The sequence below is a fragment of the Geomonas edaphica genome (genome assembly GCF_004917075.1).
GTDB classification, from domain to species: domain Bacteria; phylum Desulfobacterota; class Desulfuromonadia; order Geobacterales; family Geobacteraceae; genus Geomonas; species Geomonas edaphica.
Genome location: NZ_SSYB01000008.1, coordinates 82,593 through 99,018, shown reverse-complemented (window position 1 = coordinate 99,018; position 16,426 = coordinate 82,593). Strand labels below are relative to the sequence as shown.

Here is a 16,426-nt window from a genome sequence, read left to right as displayed (position 1 = left end):
CGAAGTGCTTGAAATCCCTAGCCCGTTCGTATAGAGTGGCCTGATGCCGATGTCTGCCCAAAAAGGAGGGCTTCCCCCGCACAGCCAGGGAAGCGATCTTTCCCCCAGCGAGATCAGAAAGAGAAAGCGCGAGGCGGTCATCGTCGTCGTTTCGCTCATCTCTATCGTCCTGCTCACCTACTTCGAGATCCACCTGTCGCGCCTCTCCTCCGAGGTGCCGATGGTAAGCAACATCGTCATCTTCGGCATCATCAACGTCATCATCCTCCTTATCATCCTCCTCGTTTATCTCGTGTTCAGGAACATCACGAAGCTGTTCCTCGAGCGACGCAAGAACACCCCCGGTGCCAAGCTGCGTACGAAACTCGTGCTCGCCTTCGTCACCCTGTCGCTCGTGCCGACCATGCTCCTTTTCTTCGTGTCGGCCGGTTTCATAACCAACAGCATCCAGAACTGGTTCAACAAACAGGTGGAGACCTCGCTGAACGAGTCGATGGAGGTGGCGCAGGTCTACTACAAGACCTCTGCGGCCAACTCCCTCTACTACGGCCAGCAGATCAGCGACACCATCAAGGAGAGAAAGCTCCTAAACGACGAGAACCTGCCCCAGTTGAAGGCCCTGGTACGCCAGAAACAGGAGGAATACAACCTGGGCGTCGTCGAGGTCTTCTCGGCGCAGCGCGAGGAGCTCTTCCGTGCCGCGAACCCGAAGCTCCCATTGAGCGAGTTCACCAACCCCTCCTCCGAGGACATCAACGTGGGGCTCGCCGGGCAGAAGCTCACCCGGGTGAACGCGATCGGCAAGGCGGACCTGATCCGCGGCATAGTGCCGATCCGTAGCAATTTCAACGACAAGGACGTCGTCGGCGTCATCGTCGTAAACTACTACGTCCCCTACTCCCTCGTCTCGAAGATGCGTGAGATCTCCGCCTCGTACCACGAGTTCCGTCAGCTGAAGATCCTCAAGCACCCGATCGCCACCGGCTACATCCTCACCCTTTTCCTGATCACCATGGTGATCGTGTTCCTCGCGGTCTGGTTCGGGGTGTACCTCGCCCGCAGCCTCACCATCCCGATCCAGGAACTGGCCGAGGCGACCCGGCAGGTGGCGGAGGGGAACCTGGACGTGCACCTCGGGGAGGGAAGCGGCGACGAGATCGGCATGCTCATCGCTTCCTTCAACCGGATGACCGAGGACCTGCGCGCAAACCAGCTCGCCCTGCAGCACACCAACGAGGAGCTGCAAAAGAGCAACACGGAGCTGGAGCAGCGGCGCCGCTACATGGAGGCGGTTCTCGCCAACGTGACTGCCGGCATCATCTCGGTGGACAAGGACGGGCTCCTCACCACGGTGAACAAGTCGGCTGAGAAGCTCCTGCTCATCAACACCGACAAGGTGAACGGCAAGAACTTCCGCGAGGTGCTGCAGCCGGATCACCTGGACATCGTCAAGGGGCTTTTGCGCGACATGGTGCTCCAAAAGCACGACTCCATCGTGCGCCAGGTGACCATCCCGATGCGCGACGGCGAGCTCACCCTGCTCACCAACCTGACCGTCCTGAAGGACGAGAACGACGCCTTCATGGGGATGGTAGTGGTGCTCGACGACCTCACTTCCCTGATCAAGGCCCAGAGGATGGCGGCCTGGCGCGAGGTGGCAAGAAGGATCGCCCACGAGATCAAGAACCCACTCACCCCGATCCAGCTCTCGGCGCAGCGGCTCAGAAAGCGCTACCTGTCACGCTTCGAGGGGGAGGAGGAGGTCTTCGACCAGTGCACCGCCATGATCATCAAGTCGGTGGACGAGTTGAAGGGGCTGGTGAACGAGTTCTCAAACTTCGCCCGGATGCCCGCATCGGTGCCGAAGCCAAACGACCTAAACGGCATCCTGAAGGAGGCGCTCACCCTCTACGAGGAAGGGCACCGCCACATACGCTTCTCGCTCAACGCCGACGAGAAGATGCCGCCCATCATGCTGGACCGCGACCAGATCAAGCGCGTGGTGATCAACCTCTTGGACAACGCGGTCGCCGCCATCGAGGGGGAGGGAGAGGTCGAACTAGCCACCTGCTACGACAGCACGCTCAAGATGGCCACCTTCACCGTCTCGGACACCGGCCACGGCATCCCCGCCGAGGACAGGCCGCGCCTGTTCGAGCCGTACTTCTCGAGGAAGAAGAGCGGCACCGGCCTCGGGCTTGCCATCGTGAACACCATCATCTCCGACCACCACGGTTTCATCCGTGCCAAGGAGAATTACCCGAAGGGAAGTCGCTTCATCATCGAGCTGCCTGCCGACGCCTGAGCGGCCGGCCGACACAGTTGACAATTACCATTCGGAACCGAGGACGGGGCGGGTATTGCCGCCGCTTCCTGCCACGGAGATATCGATATGACGCTTAAAAAGGTGCGCGCGTGGCTTTTGCCGCTCATCGCTACGATACTCACCATCGCGGTACTTGCGGCGAGCCTTCTCCCACGGCTGCTGGATCTCGACACCTACAAGGCCGACATCCTGGCACAGGTAAAGAGCGCCCTGAAACGTGACCTGCAGTACCAGTCCGGCGCCTTCACTGTCCGCCTCACCCCGGCCTTCACCTTCACCGGCGTCACCATCAAGGAGAAGGACGGTAGCTCCGACTTCGCGAGCGCTGACCGGCTCACCGTGCGCATCGCCATCCTGCCGCTTTTAAGCGGCAAACTCGTGCTCTCCCGTATCCAATTAGAACGCCCCGTTGTCCATCTCTGGCGCGACCGCCAGGGGGTATTCAACATCTCAGATATGCTGACCCCAAGCGGCGGCGAAACCCCGGGCATTCGGCGCGTCGAGCTCAAAAAGGCGAAGATCCGTTTCGCCGACTACGCATTTTCCGATCAGCCGGTGGTGACCGAACTCTCCGACACCGACCTGCAGCTAAGCCGCATCATCCGCGGCAAGGACTGCGACTTCAAGCTCTCCGGGCAGCTCGCCTCGGGGAGATCCATGGTCCCCATCGAGCTTTCCGGGGTCGCGGAGATCCCCGCAGCCGGCGCCTCCCTCGCGGCGATGCCGATCCACGGCAAGATCAAAACCGGCCCGGTCGACGTCGGGCACTTCTGGCCTTATTACAGCCGCTTCGTCCCCTTCAAGAGCCTGGCCGGTGAGCTGGCGCTCGAGGCGAGCATAAAGGGGCGCCTGAACGCCTTCACCGCGAAAACGGAATACCGCTTCACCAGGCTGAACCTCGAGTACCCGAAGGTGTTCCACGCCCGGCTCACCCCGAAGCTCTTCAAAGGCTCCTGTTCCCTAGAGCTTAGTAACCGCGATCTCGCCATCGACCACGTCAAGGTCGACCTGGACGGCTTCAAGGTGAACGGCAAGGTGAAGCTCTCTGACCTTCGTTCGGGCGATATCCGCATCACCGCCGAAGCCACCACGAACAGCTTCAACCTGCGCAACTACCGGCAGTACATCCCCTACGGGATCATCGTCGACGACACCTCGCATTTCATCGAGCAGAAGATCACCGGCGGCGTCTATCGACTGGACCAGGGGCGCCTGGACGGCCGGGTGAGCCAGATCCTGCACATGGAACGAGGACAGAACTACAACGTCCTCTACATCAAGGCGCACGTCGAGGATGGGGTGGTGAACTACGGCTCGGGGATCCCGGTTTTCACCGGTATCAAGGGGCAGTTGGAGCTCTCCGGCAAGGACTTCCTCCTGAAGGGGATGACCGGCCGCTTCGGCACATCCCCGATGTCGCTCGAAGGACGCATCACCGATTACCCACTCGACCACCCCTGCCAATACCCGTTCACCGCCAAGGTGCAGCCCAGACAGCCCGAGGTGGTGTGGCTGCTCGGGAAAGGGATCGCCTCGTTCACCACGAACGGCATGGTGAACCTCAAGGGGGAAGGGACCACCGCGCTGTACCGGCTCTCGGGTGACAGCGACCTCACCACCGCCTCCTACGCCTTCAAGGACCTAGTCGCCAAACCGGCGGGACGCCCGAACAGCATCTCCTTCAGCATGGACTTCGACAAGGAGAAGTTCCGCATAAACGCCCTCAACTACCAGCTCTACCCCGCCGCCCTTTCCGCCACCGCGCTAAGCCGCTACGACGGCCCGGTTAGCTTCGACATCCGGACCAACCAGTTCCAAAGCAACGAGGTGGGGCAGCTCGTCCCCATGGTGAAGAAGTACCACCCGACCGGCCAGGTACAGCTTGCCCTCCACGCCGCCGGCCCCGACATGGAGCGGCTTTTCTGGACCGGCAACGTGGGCCTCGCCGGGGTGACCCTGAAGCCCTGGGACAAGGGGAAATTGCTGACCGGGGTGAACGGGACGGTGAAGATCAACGGCGAGAGCTTCGAGACCTCCCAGCTCCAGGTGCGCCTCGGCAGCACGCTCTTTTCCGGTCGCGGCGTCGTTACCGGGATGCAGAACCCGATCTGGCAGATCACCTTCAGCTCCCCGTCGGTCGACCCGGCCGATCTCGGTTACGCCGGCGGCGCTCCGGCTCTCCGCGTAGAGCGGGTGCACGGCAGCATCACCTACCACAACGACAGCCTGCAGATCGCCTCGCTTTCCGCCATACTGGGCAAAAGTTCGCTGCAGTTGAAGGGGGGCGTGAAGGACCTGCAGCACCCGGCAATTGAGCTCCAAGTGAACGCTGGGTATCTAGACCCGGATGACCTGCTGCCGCTTTTCGGCGGCAACCAGGGGGGTGACAGCCGCGTGACGGTTCGTGCCCATGTAACCGCGACGGAAGGCGTCCTGAACGACTTCCCTTTCCAGCACCTGCGCACCAGCGTCTTCTACGAAAACCGTGTGCTGCAGTTGCTCCCCTTCGAGTGCGCCTCCTTCGAGGGAGAGATGACCGGCAGGCTGCGTACTGAGTTCACCGGCGGGCAACCCCGCCACACCCTGTCTTGCAGCGCGCAGAAGGTCTCCGCAGACCGGTTGCTGCATGCCCTTGGGGTGAAGAAACAACAGGTGACCGGCTCGCTGTCGCTGCAGGCCGAGCTGACCGCACGCGGCGAGACGGGTGCGGAACTGAAAAGAAGCATCCAGGGGAGTGCGAAGGCCCGCATCGAGCGCGGCACGATCCGTAAGTTCTCTACGCTCTCCAAGGTCTTCTCGATCCTGAACGTGTCGCAGCTCTTCAAGGGGGAGCTCCCGGACATGGTCTCGGGAGGGATGCCCTTCAACAGGATCACCGGCGACATTACCTTCAACAACGGCATCGCCTCCACGCAGAACCTGTTTCTGGACAGCAACGCGATGAACATCTCGGCGGTGGGAAAGATGGACCTGGTGAAAAACGAGGTGGACCTGAACATAGGAGTCCAACCGCTGCAGACCGTGGACAAGGTGGTGAGCAAGATCCCTATCGTCGGCTGGATCCTGACCGGCAAGGACAAGAGCCTTATCACCACCTATTTCGAGGCTAAGGGGCGCATCGACGATCCCCAGGTCACTGCGGTCCCGGTGAAGTCCCTGGCTAAGGGTGTCTTCAACATCTTCAAGCGGGTGTTCGAGCTTCCCGCGCGCCTCATAACCGACACCGGAGAGGTTGTCATCGGGCGCTAGCCGGGAACGGACGCCCGGTATACCAGACTTTTTTTAGTTGTAAAGTCAGAGACGGTTATGCTATTTTTTGCAGCGCTGTCCATTTCTTAAATCCATCCAACTTGGAGGAAACTGTGAAGAAGACTTTGGTTGTAATGTTGGCAATCGTTGCTGTGGCAGCTGCCGGCTGCAAGAAAAAAGAAGAGGCACCGCAGGCCCCTGCACAGGCACCGGCTGCAGCTCCCGCAACCCAGATGCCCGCAGTAGCTCCGGGCACCGACCCGCATGCCGGGCTCAAACCTCAGGAAGTCAAACCGGGCGCAGGCCACAAGGGCAAAGTCCTTGAGACCATGGACTCCGGCGGGTACACCTACGCACAGATCGAAGAGAAAGGCGAAAAAATCTGGGTCGCTTCCATGCAGACCCCGGTTAAAGTCGGCGACACCATCGAGTTCCCGGACTCCCCGCCGATGATCAACTTCCAGAGCAAGACTCTGAAGCGCACCTTCGACAAGATCATCTTTGCTCCGGGCCTTGCCGTCAACAAGTAGGCCTTCCGGCACAGCAGATTAAAAAAGGCGCCCCCCGTATGGGAGGCGCCTTTTTTACTGTTTCCGTTTTCCGCTTTTTCCGCCCCGCCCTCGCGCCGCAAGCGCCGCCCCCTCAAGCGCGGCCTCGTCCTCCGGTGCAAGCTCCAAGGCCCGGGCATAGTGCTTGGACGCGGTGTCCCTATCGCCTTTTGCGAGCGCCAGCTCCCCCAGGGCAAGCCAGGCGGGCAGATGCCGGGGGACCAGTTGCGCCAACTTTCCGTAACAACGCAGCGCCCCCTCAAGGTCCCCCTCCCTTCCCTGCAAGGCACCCTGTTGCAGCCACCCCCACGGGCTGTCCGGCTCCTTGCGCACCATGCTGCGGTAGATCCTGAGCGCCCCGTCCCAGTCCCCCTCCTGCTCGAGCGCCTCCGCCTCCAGCATCTCGGTCACGAATGAGTACCCGACCACTTTGCGTTGCGCCGCGAACTCCGCACGGGTAAAGGAAGCCTTTTCCCCGGCCTTTTCCAGCGCCTTCAGCATCGCCTGCCGGGAGCGTTCCACGAAGGGGTCCCGGCGCACCAGGAAGCCTTCCCCTTCCCGCTCCTCGAAGAGGTGTTCAGAGACCTCGCGCTGCCGCACTGCACGCATGAGAAGCTCTGTCCCGGGATAGTAGACGAGCGGGGAGACCTGCCCGTCCTGGGGCTTGATCCGTTCGATAAGCCGCACCGTCTCCTTCAGGTCGGCGTCCCCCTCGCCAGGTATCCCGGTGATGAGGTAGACCGAGAGGTTGATCCCCGCCCGGCGCACCGCCGCCGCGGCACGTTCCACGTCGGCCGGCAGGATCCTTTTCCCGAGCGCCTTCAGCATCTCCGGAGACCCCGATTCCACGCCGAACTGGATGCATTCGCAGCCAGCGCGCTTCATGGCGACGAGCATCTCCTCGTCCACCGCGTTGACCCGCGACTGGCAGTTCCAAAGGATGTGCAGGCGCTCCTCCTCGATGAGCCGACAGATCTCCATAACGCGCGAGCGGTTGGCTGTGAAGGTGTCGTCACGGAAGGAGAAGTAGATGAGGCCGTAACGCTCTTTGACCATGCGCAGCTCGTGCACTACCGACTCAGGGGAGCGAAAGCGCACGCCTCGCCCCCAGAAAAGGGGCGAGGAGCAGAACAGGCAGCTCGCCGGACAGCCACGCGAGGTGATGATGAACTCGAGCTGGCGCCTCAAGTCGACGCCGACCGTTTCCCCCAGCTCTTCCGCGGCAAGAGGGAGCGCGTCCAGGTCGGTAATCGCCCCGCGCGGCGCAGTCCGGACCGGCTTGCCCTCTTCGCACCAGGCAAGTCCGGGGACCAAAGCGAGACTTTTTCCCTCCCGTCGGGCCTCCACAAGCTCGACCAGGGTCTCCTCCCCTTCTCCGAGCACGACGGCGTCGATCTCGGGGTAGCGCTCCAGCTGTTCCTGCCAGGCATGCGTAGCATGTGGTCCGCCGAGCAGGGTGAAACATCCCGGGGCGATCTCCTTCACCAACCGCGCGAGCTCTACCGACTCGCTTCTGTTGTGGGTGAACTGGGAGATACCGACCAGCTCCGGGGCGAGCCGGCGGATCAAGGAGCGGATCGCTTCGGTGGAGAAGGAGGAGAGGTTGGCCAGGGTGACCTGGTGGCCGACACGCTTTAAGAGGGCGCTCAGGGAGAGAAGCCCCACCGGCAGAAGCGAGGTGTACGGGTCGGCTGCCCCTTCCGGATGGCATTTATAGGCGAGGAGTATCTTCATGCTGCGTCCATAAAAAAATCCGGCCCGAGGGCCGGATTCGTTGAATGTTTGTCAGGGACGGGGCTAGTTGCTGGAGAGGCCGTCCTCTTCCATGGCGTTGTCGGAGTTGTCCTCTTCGACACCGAGGATCAGGTCATCGAGCCTGAAGACATCCGGGTTTACCTTGGCGATGCGTTTAGCCCCCAGGAAACGGGAGCGGTAGTAGGAGGTATTGAGAGAGGAGATCACCACCTTGCGGTCGCGCGAGGAGGCATGGATCATCTTGTTGTTGCCGAGGTAGATACCGACATGGGAAGCGTACGAAGCGTAGGTGGCGAAGAAGATCAGGTCCCCCCTCTGCAGGTCCCCCGGCGCCACGGCGTTGCCGACCTCGAACTGCTCGCGCGCGGTGCGCGGCAAAGAGACTTCCAGTTCCTTGAAGACGTGCTGTACGAAGCTGGAACAGTCGATGCCGGAGCGGGAGCTGCCGCCGAAGCGGTAGCGGGTACCGAGGAAGCCGTAGGCCGACTTCTTCAGCTCCTTTATGCTGTCCACCTTCAACTCGGTGTTCTTGGCGAGGTCGACCTGCTGCTCCGGTTCGAGCGAGGCCAGCTCCTGCAGGCTTTGCTCGTAGTCCTTTTCGTTGAAGAGGTCCGGATGACGCAGCTGGAGCTTCTTTGTTACCTTGACCTTCGGCTCGTCCGCAGGTGCACTCTCCCTGAGTACCAGCATCTTCCCCGGCTTTACCCTCACGCTGCTGAGGCCGTTGAGCCTCTTCAGTTCGGCAACGGAAACCCCCGTCTTTTTGGCAATGCGGGTAAGGGTCTCGCCTTTTTTCACCTTGTACGTCTTGGCATCGCCGGCAGATGCGCTCTTACCTTCAGAGACGGAGCGCGGCGGGATGACCAGGAGCACGCGCGGCTTGACGCTGTTGCCCACCAGGTTGTTGGCGGCCTTCAGTTCTTCCACGGTGACGTTGTATTTCTTGGCGAGCGAATATAGGGTTTCGTGCTTTTTTACGCGATGGGTCTTTGCGGCGAAGGCGAGCGAAGGAAGGGAGAGCATGATGATGCACACGGTCAAGAGCTTCAGGCTTCTTATCATGAATCCTCCTTCATTGTTTTAGAAAAAACAGCGGGTGCGTCAATTTATATAACAAACGACACACCCTGTCAACTTTTATGACAACCCTTTCGCTTCATATCGGACAAATGGCCAGAACATTTAGGGAGTTATCGCTTGCGCCCCGACGCTTTCGGCTGTTTCTTCTCGGCCGTCACACGCACCAGTGAGCGGTCGAGGTTCACCACCACGACGCCCGGTGGAAGCTTTATCTGGTCCTTGCTGATCTGCACCGTGTTGGTCCCCTCGTGCACCTTGCCCAGGTCCAGATCGACTACGATATCGAGATTCTTCGGGGAGCCGACGAGGTTGGAGAAGGTCTTCAGTTGCAGGTCGATCTCATCGGGATAGCTGCGGGTGAGGGTCAGGTTCTCCGGGAGGTTGTGGAAGGTTACCGGCGCAGTGACGCTCAGGATCTCTCCCTGCCGATAGGTGATCAAAAGCCAGCTCGCAACCACGAAGCAAAAGATCGCGACCTTGGGCCAGAAGTTGGCAAAGAGCCGCCGCATGATCCCCACCCGCTCCGCCTCGCGCGACAGCGGCTGCAATAACGAAGTAAGCCGTTCATGCAGTTGCGCCTGCGTGTGTATCGCCTCGAGCCTCCCGTCCACGGCAAGAGACACGGCCCCACGCTCCTCGGAAACAACCACTACCGCCGCGTCCGAACGCTCCGACAGCCCCAGAGCGGCGCGGTGCCGCGTCCCCAGGTGCTGCGGCACTTCCGCGCTCACCGAAAGCGGCAGATGGCACGAGGCAAGGGCCACCCTGCCGTCTTTGACGAGTACCGCCCCGTCGTGCAGCGGCGCTCCGGGGATGAAGATACTTGCTACGAGGGAACCGCTCACCAGGGAGTCCATGGGGACGCCGTGCAGGATGAGATCGTCTAAGAGTTCCTCACGCTGAAAAACGACCAGGGCGCCGGTGCGCTGCGAGGCGAGCGAGAAGATGGTGGCGGAGAATTCCAGCAGGTCCAGGCGGACCGTGCTCTCCTGGTGTTCGAACAGGTTGCGCAAAAGGCTCAGGCGGTAAAGGGCCTGCCGGATCTCGGCCTGGAAAACGACGATCAGCAGGACAAGGAGCACGGTCCCCAACTCCTGCAGTATCCAACTGGTCATAAAGAGGCCGAGGCTCTTGGTGACGAAGTAGATCACACCAAGAAACATGAGCCCCATCACGACCTGAAGCGCTTTCGAGTTTTTGAACCAGCTGTAGAGCTGATAGACCAGGAAGGTCATGATCAGAATGTCAGCGATGTCCTGGGGCCTGATTTGCGGGAACAACAGGTGCCTCCTTGGGCGGCGCGGACGGATGGGCGTGCGGCGGCGGGGCGTGGGCGGTGAGGCGATAGCGGCCGCTTTTTGCTGGCATGCCGGTGCGCTTTGTGTTAAGAATCAAGCCTTGCGCTGGGCTCTCCCACAGGGAAGAGGCTAGATTTTATAGCATTTCAAGGACGAAAAAGGTAGGAAAAATGTACGCATTGTCGGAGAAGGGTGAACGAATTCGCGCCATGTTCGGGAGCATCGCCCCGCGCTACGATCTGTTGAACAGACTGCTGTCGCTTGGGATCGACCGGCGCTGGCGTCGCTTCGCAGTGGGCAAGATCGGTGTGAAGGGACCGGGCAAGGTTCTCGACGTTGCCACCGGCACCGGTGACGTCGCCCTGGAGATCGCCTCGCAGACCCCCGCCTCCGTCGAAATCGTCGGCATCGACTTCACCCCGGAGATGATCGAGCTCGGGCGCGTCAAGGTGCAGCAGTCGCGTCACGCGCAGCGCATCCAACTCCAGGTCGCCCCCTGCGAGGACATCCCGTACGAGGACGGCACCTTCGACGCCGCCACCATCTCTTTCGGCATCCGCAACGTCGTGGACCGCATCAAGGGGCTCACGGAGATGCGCCGCGCCCTCAAGGTGGGGGGCAAGATCGTCATCCTAGAGTTCTCCACGCCGACCCTGCCCGTTTTCAAGGACCTGTACCACTTCTACTTCCTTAAGGTGCTCCCGAAGATCGGCGGCGCCTTTTCCCGCTTCAGCGCCTACCAGTACCTCCCCGACTCCGTGCTGGAGTTCCCATCCCGCGACGAGTTCAAGGGGATGATGCGGCAGGTAGGGTTCAAAGACGTGCACCACTTCGACCTGACCGGCGGCATTGCCACGGTCTACGTCGGGACGAAATAACTCGCAAAGCTCCCCTTCCCCATGCGGGAGGGGGAGCCCAGCCCACATCAGCTCCGTTCCGGACCTTCCTTCTGAAACATCACCCGCGCCACCGGCATCTCCGGGGCGTCCACATCCTCCTCAAGGAGCAGCACCCTCCCCGGATACGCACCGAAGATCCTCCCCAACTCTCCCGGCTGCAACAAGAAATCCTTCCGATGTTCTCCCGGCATCCCGGGTGCGTCGAGGATGGTCTCCATCAAAAGCACACCGCCAGGGGCCAGCACCGCCATGAGGCTCGGGATCAGTTCCCGCATGAGAAAGTTGAAGTTGAGGATCAGGTCGTAGCTCTCGCTTGGACGCCACAGGTCAAGGTCCGCCTCGACAAACTCCACCGCAACCCCGACCTCGGCAGCACGACGTGCGCCCCGCTCCAATCCCCTAGGAGAGATGTCCACGCCGCACGCCTGGAAACCGTGCTGCGCGAGGAAGATGGCGTTACGCCCCTCTCCGCAGGCAAGGTCAAGGGCGCGCCTCCCGGGCACCAGGGCAAGGATCTGCTCCAGGCTCTTCGCCAGAAGCCGGGACGGACCGAAAGAAAAGAAATGCTCCGTCCCGCTGTAACGCTCGTCCCACTTGATACGGTCTGACTCCATCGCGCCCCCCCTCCCGAAGATGGCCCAATGTGGCATTTCCCGCGGAATTGTCAAGCTTTTCAACGCCGCGCCACGCCGCTTCCCACTCCCGTCCAACCACACGCCGCCGACTGCGACATATTTTGTCGCACACCCGTGGTTTCCTGTACAAAACAGGAGGTGCACCATGATCTATCTGACCAATGACGCGCTGGACCAGGTCGTGTATTTCGAAATGCGGAGCAAGGAAGCCCTCAGAAGCGGCAGGAGCATCCAGCGGGTCTACCACGGGCTGCTCGGCAACGGCGTGCACGAGGTGGACGTCACCATGAAAAAAAGAAGAGGCTCCGTCGAGATCGCCTTCGGCTCCAGTGCGCTTTTCTGCTTCGTCGAGGAGGATGCCCTGCGCCGCATGCTGGAAGGGATGGTGCGGGAAAAGACGGTGCACTGAGCGCATCGACTCGCAGTCCGTAGAGCTGACCGGAGAACTCGCCCACGAGGCCCGCGCTTCGGCATGGCAGATCCAGGCGGCCTTCCCTTGACTTCCCCCCGACCGGCGTTATCTTTGGCATGCGCTAATTATTTCCGGCCACTCGGGGTTCACATGGGACGACCTTGCCGTCAGATCCAGATCCCCCTCGGCCGTAAAAGGCCGCCTGGCGTGCCGCTGCAGCTTCGCAGTCGTGCGCTGCAGGCGATCGCCGCCAAGGGGGGATCACATGAGAAAGTGGCTTCTGTGTGCTTTGCTACTCTGTACCGGTTTGTCTCATGGCAGGGCATGTCAAGGCGCTGGGTTCAAGGTGAGCGAACAGGGGGCCAGGGCCATGGGGATGGCGAACGCCTTCGCCGCACAGGCAAGCGACCCGAGCGCCCTCTACTTCAACCCGGCGGGGATCGCGTTTCTGCCCGGCGTACAGGTGAACCTGGGAGCCTTGGGCATCATCGTCCCGCAGACCGAGTTCAAGGGGACCACGCCGCTCTCCGGCACCCCGCCCCTCGACACCGGCACCACTTCCGTCACAGAGCGCTCCCGGCGCGACATCTTCATCGCCCCGACCGTCTACGCCACCTACTCCCCGGACAACCTCCCCGTCTCCTTCGGCATCGCCGTCAACTCCATTTATCCGCTATCGAAGACCTGGGATGACTCAAGCGTCTTTAGAAACCAGGTGCAGATCGCGTCGATCAAGCCGATCAACATACAGCCGACCGCAGCGTACCGCTTCGACGACCTGAACCTCGCCGTGGCGGCGGGGCTCGACGTCACCTACGCCGTCGTTTCGCTGCAAAAGGCGCTCTACAGCCCGGTGATCGACCCGTCCTCGCCGGCGCCCCCCTTCGGCGCCTACGAGCTCGGCTCCATGGGGCTCGACGGCACGGCAACCGACCTCGGCTATAACCTGGGCCTTCTCTGGAAGCCGCGGCCCGAGGTGAGCCTGGGAATCGCCTACCGCAGCAAGATCACCCTCCATATCGACGGTGAGGCGAACTTCCTCGCCACCACGCCGACAGGTCTTGGTGCCATTGGCCTTACCGACACCGCCGTCTTCCCCTATACGCGTGCCAGGGCAAGCAGCAGCGCCTCCACAACGATCACCCTCCCCGACACCCTCGACCTCGCCGTCGCCTGGCGCCCCACCGACCGGGTTACCCTCGAGTTCGACGCGACCCGCACCGGCTGGAGCAGTTTCAACCAGCTCCTCATCGATTTTGACTCCTCAGAGTTCGCCGCCTTCAACGACCAGCCTGATCCCAGGAACTGGCGCGACGTATGGAGCTACAAGTTCGGCGGCGAGTACCGCGTCACCCCGCGCCTCGCCCTGCGTGCCGGCTACAGCTTCGACAAATCCCCCGTTCCCGACGCGACCGTAGACCCGCTGCTCCCGGACGCGGACCGGCACAGCTTCTCCATCGGCACCGGCATCGGCAACGCACTCGCCACCCTCGACCTCGCCTACATGTGGGTGCACTTCGTCGACCGCAAGGTGCACAACCAGGACATGGTCAATCTAAGGGGCGCAAACGGCACGTACAAGAGCGATGCCTACCTCCTCGCCGCCAACCTGAACCTTATCTTCTAGGACGGCCCCTTCGGGCCGCGAAGGAGAGCACATGAGAAAGCACCTACTACGCTTGTTTTGCGTCATCTGCCTGCTGTTCACCCTGGCCGGCTGCGGCTCGGACTCCGGCGTCCACCAGGAGGAGAGCCCCAACACCGCCCTTTTCGACCCGGGCGCCGGGGTCGTCCCGCTCCCGAACGTGCTCGCCACGGCTGTGGCGGCCGACCCCATCACCCAGTACGCCGACACGGCAACGGGAGTGGTGGGGCTGCGCCCGGCGAACCGCCCGATGAACCCTCTGGAGGCGCTCGCCTACGTGAACCGGTACGAGGTCGGGGGCACCGGCGCGGTGGCCGGGGTGAACGCCCCCATCTATATCCGTTTCGCACGGCCGCTGCGCCCGGACACGGTGAACGGCGCCAACATCAAGGTCTTCCAGATCGGCGCCGACAGCGCCCTCCCCGACGCCACTGAGAACGCGCCCCTTCGCTTCACCGACGTGACCGCCGGCTTCACCTTCAGCTACCGTCCTGGTGCTAGCGACGTCTCGCTCTTCCCGAGGTTCCCGCTCCTCCCTGCGACCCGGTACCTCTACCTGGTCACCAACCGGGTGAAGGACGCCGCCACCGGCGGCTCGGTGGGAAGTTCCGTCTACTTCTCGGCGCTCAAATCCACTACGGCACTGGGGGGGCCTTTCGCCCCCCTGGAGCGCATCCGGCAGAATACGACCGACGCCGACGGCAAGGTCCTCTTTTCGGGCTACGCAAAGGTCATGAACGACCTGATCGCGGCTCCTACCGAGAGTACGGTGACAAGCCGCAGCCAGATCGCGCTCCTCGGGCGTTTCATCACCACCGCTGCGGGCTTCGTTACCGTCGACCCCGCCGATCCGCTAGGAAGCATCCTCCCCGTGGAAACCGCCCTGAGGTCGTTCGCCGCCGGGAGCGATCTCCCCGGCGGACTTTCGGGCAAGAGCTGGCTCGGCGCCGGACTCAACGCCGCGACGGTCACGGCGACCCTCGCACCCTCCGTCTACTGGGGCGCGGTCCTCGCGGGGACCGGTCTCCCGGTCGTCGTACCGCCGGCGGTCGGGACGGTCGTCACCGGGAGCTTCACCAGCGCTGATCTCTCGATGAACCCGGTGGTCGCACGCGCTAACCCCGCCATGAACCAGAACCTCGCCTTCGGCAGCTACAGCGCGGCAAGCGCGGTGCTCCAGCCGTACCGCGAGCCGGGGACCGGGCGGCTCACCGGTTACTACTACACGGAGCGGCAGGTTCCCTTCGTCTACTTCGCGCCTGCGGGGACGCCCCCCGCCGGAGGATGGCCGCTCGTCATCTTCCAGCACGGCATCAACGGCAGAAAGGAGCAGGCCATCGCCGTGGCGGGTGCGCTCAACGGGGCCGGCTATGCCGTGGTCGCCATCGATCTACCGCTGCATGGCGAGCTCGCCCTGCCGGGGCACGTGACCGGAACGAAATGGGGCGAGGACTTTATAGCCCTGGGCGCGCCACTCGCCGCACGGACCAACATCCAGCAGGCCGCGTTCAACCTGGACCGGCTGGACCTGGTCCTCGCCACCCCGACCTTCGGCGCCCCCTTCGCGGCACAGGGGTTCGCCCCCCTTGGGGCGAACGCCCCCAACCCGGCGGTCAAACCGAAGTACGTAGCGCTTAGCTTGGGCTCCATCGTCGGCGCCTACTACCTGGCCGGCAACACCACCCTGTCCGGCGCCCCAGGCGCCCCCCCCTACACGCAGGGGAGCCTCGACGTAGACATGAAGGGGCTCTTCAGCGTCCCCGGCGGGCGCATCGCCTACCTGCTGCGCGACAGCGCCGACTTCGGCCCGAGCCTGAACGCGGGGCTCGCCGCGCAAGGGGTGATGTCGGGAACCCCGACCTACGAGCAGTTCTTCCAACTCACCCAATCCGTACTCGACCCGGTAGATCCGGCGACGATGACGACGCCCCTCCCGAACCTCACTACGGCGGACCTCCTCCCCTCGCGCCTTTCCGGACGCCTCCTGATGCAGGAGGCGACCACCACGAGCTTCGCCGACGGCCGGCCGCTAAACGGCGATCTGGTGATCCCGAACTCGGCGACCCGATACCTGGGTGACGCCCTCGGCGGACGCGGCGTGATCGGCACTGCCGCGGCGCTCGCCGTGGCGCCCGGCTTCGACCAGTTGAGCTACCTCTCCGGCCGCGTCCCGGCGCCGTTCATGATGACCCTCGCCGACGGCGTACCGGCCTTCAAGACCGCTACGGCGGCGGGGGTGGCCGCCTCGACCGCCCCGCGCGAAGGTTACTTCCAGTTCGACCAGCAGGATGCGACGCACGGCATGCTGATCGACCAGGCGAGCTCCCCGGTCACCTTCCAGCTCGCCCAGCGCCAGATGGTGTATTTCGTCCGCAACGGCATCGTCGTCGACCCGACGGTCACCTCTGCGGCACTGCCGCGCGCGGCAGCCGTCTCCGGGACGACGCTCCCTTACCGGGCGCTCCCCCCGCGCGTGATGAGGCTCTTCACACCGCGCGACTGACGCCCCTCCCCCCCTCCCAGCCTCCCCCTTCCGGGGGGAGGTGCTAAACGGCCTCGCGGCAAGACGCGATTCAACC

11 protein-coding genes are annotated in these 16,426 nt (G+C 62.8%); 7 read left to right on the top strand and 4 right to left on the bottom strand.

What is annotated here, in order from left to right; translation table 11 throughout:
- The first annotated feature begins 43 nt into the window (after window positions 1–43).
- The 3 genes from E8K79_RS20365 (at window position 44) to E8K79_RS20355 (ending at window position 6,105) form a co-directional block, all read left to right on the top strand.
- Window positions 44–2,305, top strand: a complete 2,262-nt coding sequence (locus E8K79_RS20365) for a sensor histidine kinase (RefSeq protein WP_136516360.1) — start codon at window positions 44–46, stop codon at window positions 2,303–2,305.
- A gap of 87 nt (window positions 2,306–2,392) precedes the next feature.
- Window positions 2,393–5,575 carry a DUF3971 domain-containing protein gene (locus E8K79_RS20360; RefSeq protein WP_136516359.1) on the top strand — a complete coding sequence of 1,061 codons (3,183 nt, stop codon included), beginning with the start codon at window positions 2,393–2,395 and terminating at the stop codon, window positions 5,573–5,575.
- A 113-nt stretch (window positions 5,576–5,688) separates the two neighbouring features.
- A complete protein-coding gene (locus E8K79_RS20355; RefSeq protein WP_136516358.1) occupies window positions 5,689–6,105 on the top strand; it encodes a hypothetical protein in 417 nt (138 codons plus the stop codon).
- A gap of 54 nt (window positions 6,106–6,159) precedes the next feature.
- Here the strand turns inward: E8K79_RS20355 and E8K79_RS20350 are convergent, their stop codons facing one another.
- From E8K79_RS20350 to cdaA, 3 genes are all read right to left on the bottom strand, one after another.
- Window positions 6,160–7,857, bottom strand: a complete 1,698-nt coding sequence (locus tag E8K79_RS20350; RefSeq protein ID WP_136516357.1) for a B12-binding domain-containing radical SAM protein — start codon at window positions 7,855–7,857, stop codon at window positions 6,160–6,162.
- A gap of 63 nt (window positions 7,858–7,920) precedes the next feature.
- Window positions 7,921–8,940, bottom strand: coding sequence for a C40 family peptidase (locus E8K79_RS20345; RefSeq protein WP_136516356.1), 1,020 nt, complete (start codon window positions 8,938–8,940; stop codon window positions 7,921–7,923).
- 128 nt (window positions 8,941–9,068) lie between these two features.
- Window positions 9,069–10,238, bottom strand: a complete 1,170-nt coding sequence (gene cdaA, locus E8K79_RS20340; RefSeq protein ID WP_136516355.1) for a diadenylate cyclase CdaA — start codon at window positions 10,236–10,238, stop codon at window positions 9,069–9,071.
- Between the two features lie 188 nt (window positions 10,239–10,426).
- Here cdaA and ubiE point away from each other — a divergent pair, with 188 nt between their 5' ends.
- Window positions 10,427–11,134: a bifunctional demethylmenaquinone methyltransferase/2-methoxy-6-polyprenyl-1,4-benzoquinol methylase UbiE gene (gene ubiE / locus E8K79_RS20335; RefSeq protein ID WP_136516354.1), complete on the top strand. Its 708-nt coding sequence runs from the start codon at window positions 10,427–10,429 to the stop codon at window positions 11,132–11,134.
- Between the two features lie 47 nt (window positions 11,135–11,181).
- Here the strand turns inward: ubiE and E8K79_RS20330 are convergent, their stop codons facing one another.
- Entirely contained in the window at window positions 11,182–11,769 is a 588-nt protein-coding gene (locus E8K79_RS20330) for a class I SAM-dependent methyltransferase (RefSeq protein WP_136516353.1), read from the bottom strand.
- Between the two features lie 166 nt (window positions 11,770–11,935).
- On the opposite strand from E8K79_RS20330, the gene E8K79_RS20325 reads away from it, so the two are divergent.
- The 3 genes from E8K79_RS20325 to E8K79_RS20315 all read left to right on the top strand — a co-directional run bounded on the left by E8K79_RS20325 (window position 11,936) and on the right by E8K79_RS20315 (window position 16,350).
- Window positions 11,936–12,199, top strand: coding sequence for a hypothetical protein (locus E8K79_RS20325; protein ID WP_136516352.1), 264 nt, complete (start codon window positions 11,936–11,938; stop codon window positions 12,197–12,199).
- Between the two features lie 268 nt (window positions 12,200–12,467).
- A complete protein-coding gene (locus tag E8K79_RS20320) occupies window positions 12,468–13,829 on the top strand; it encodes an OmpP1/FadL family transporter (RefSeq protein ID WP_136516351.1) in 1,362 nt (453 codons plus the stop codon).
- A 31-nt stretch (window positions 13,830–13,860) separates the two neighbouring features.
- Window positions 13,861–16,350 (top strand): hypothetical protein, encoded by a 2,490-nt coding sequence (locus tag E8K79_RS20315; protein WP_136516350.1) that lies wholly within the window; start codon window positions 13,861–13,863, stop codon window positions 16,348–16,350.
- Window positions 16,351–16,426: the final 76 nt, after the last annotated feature.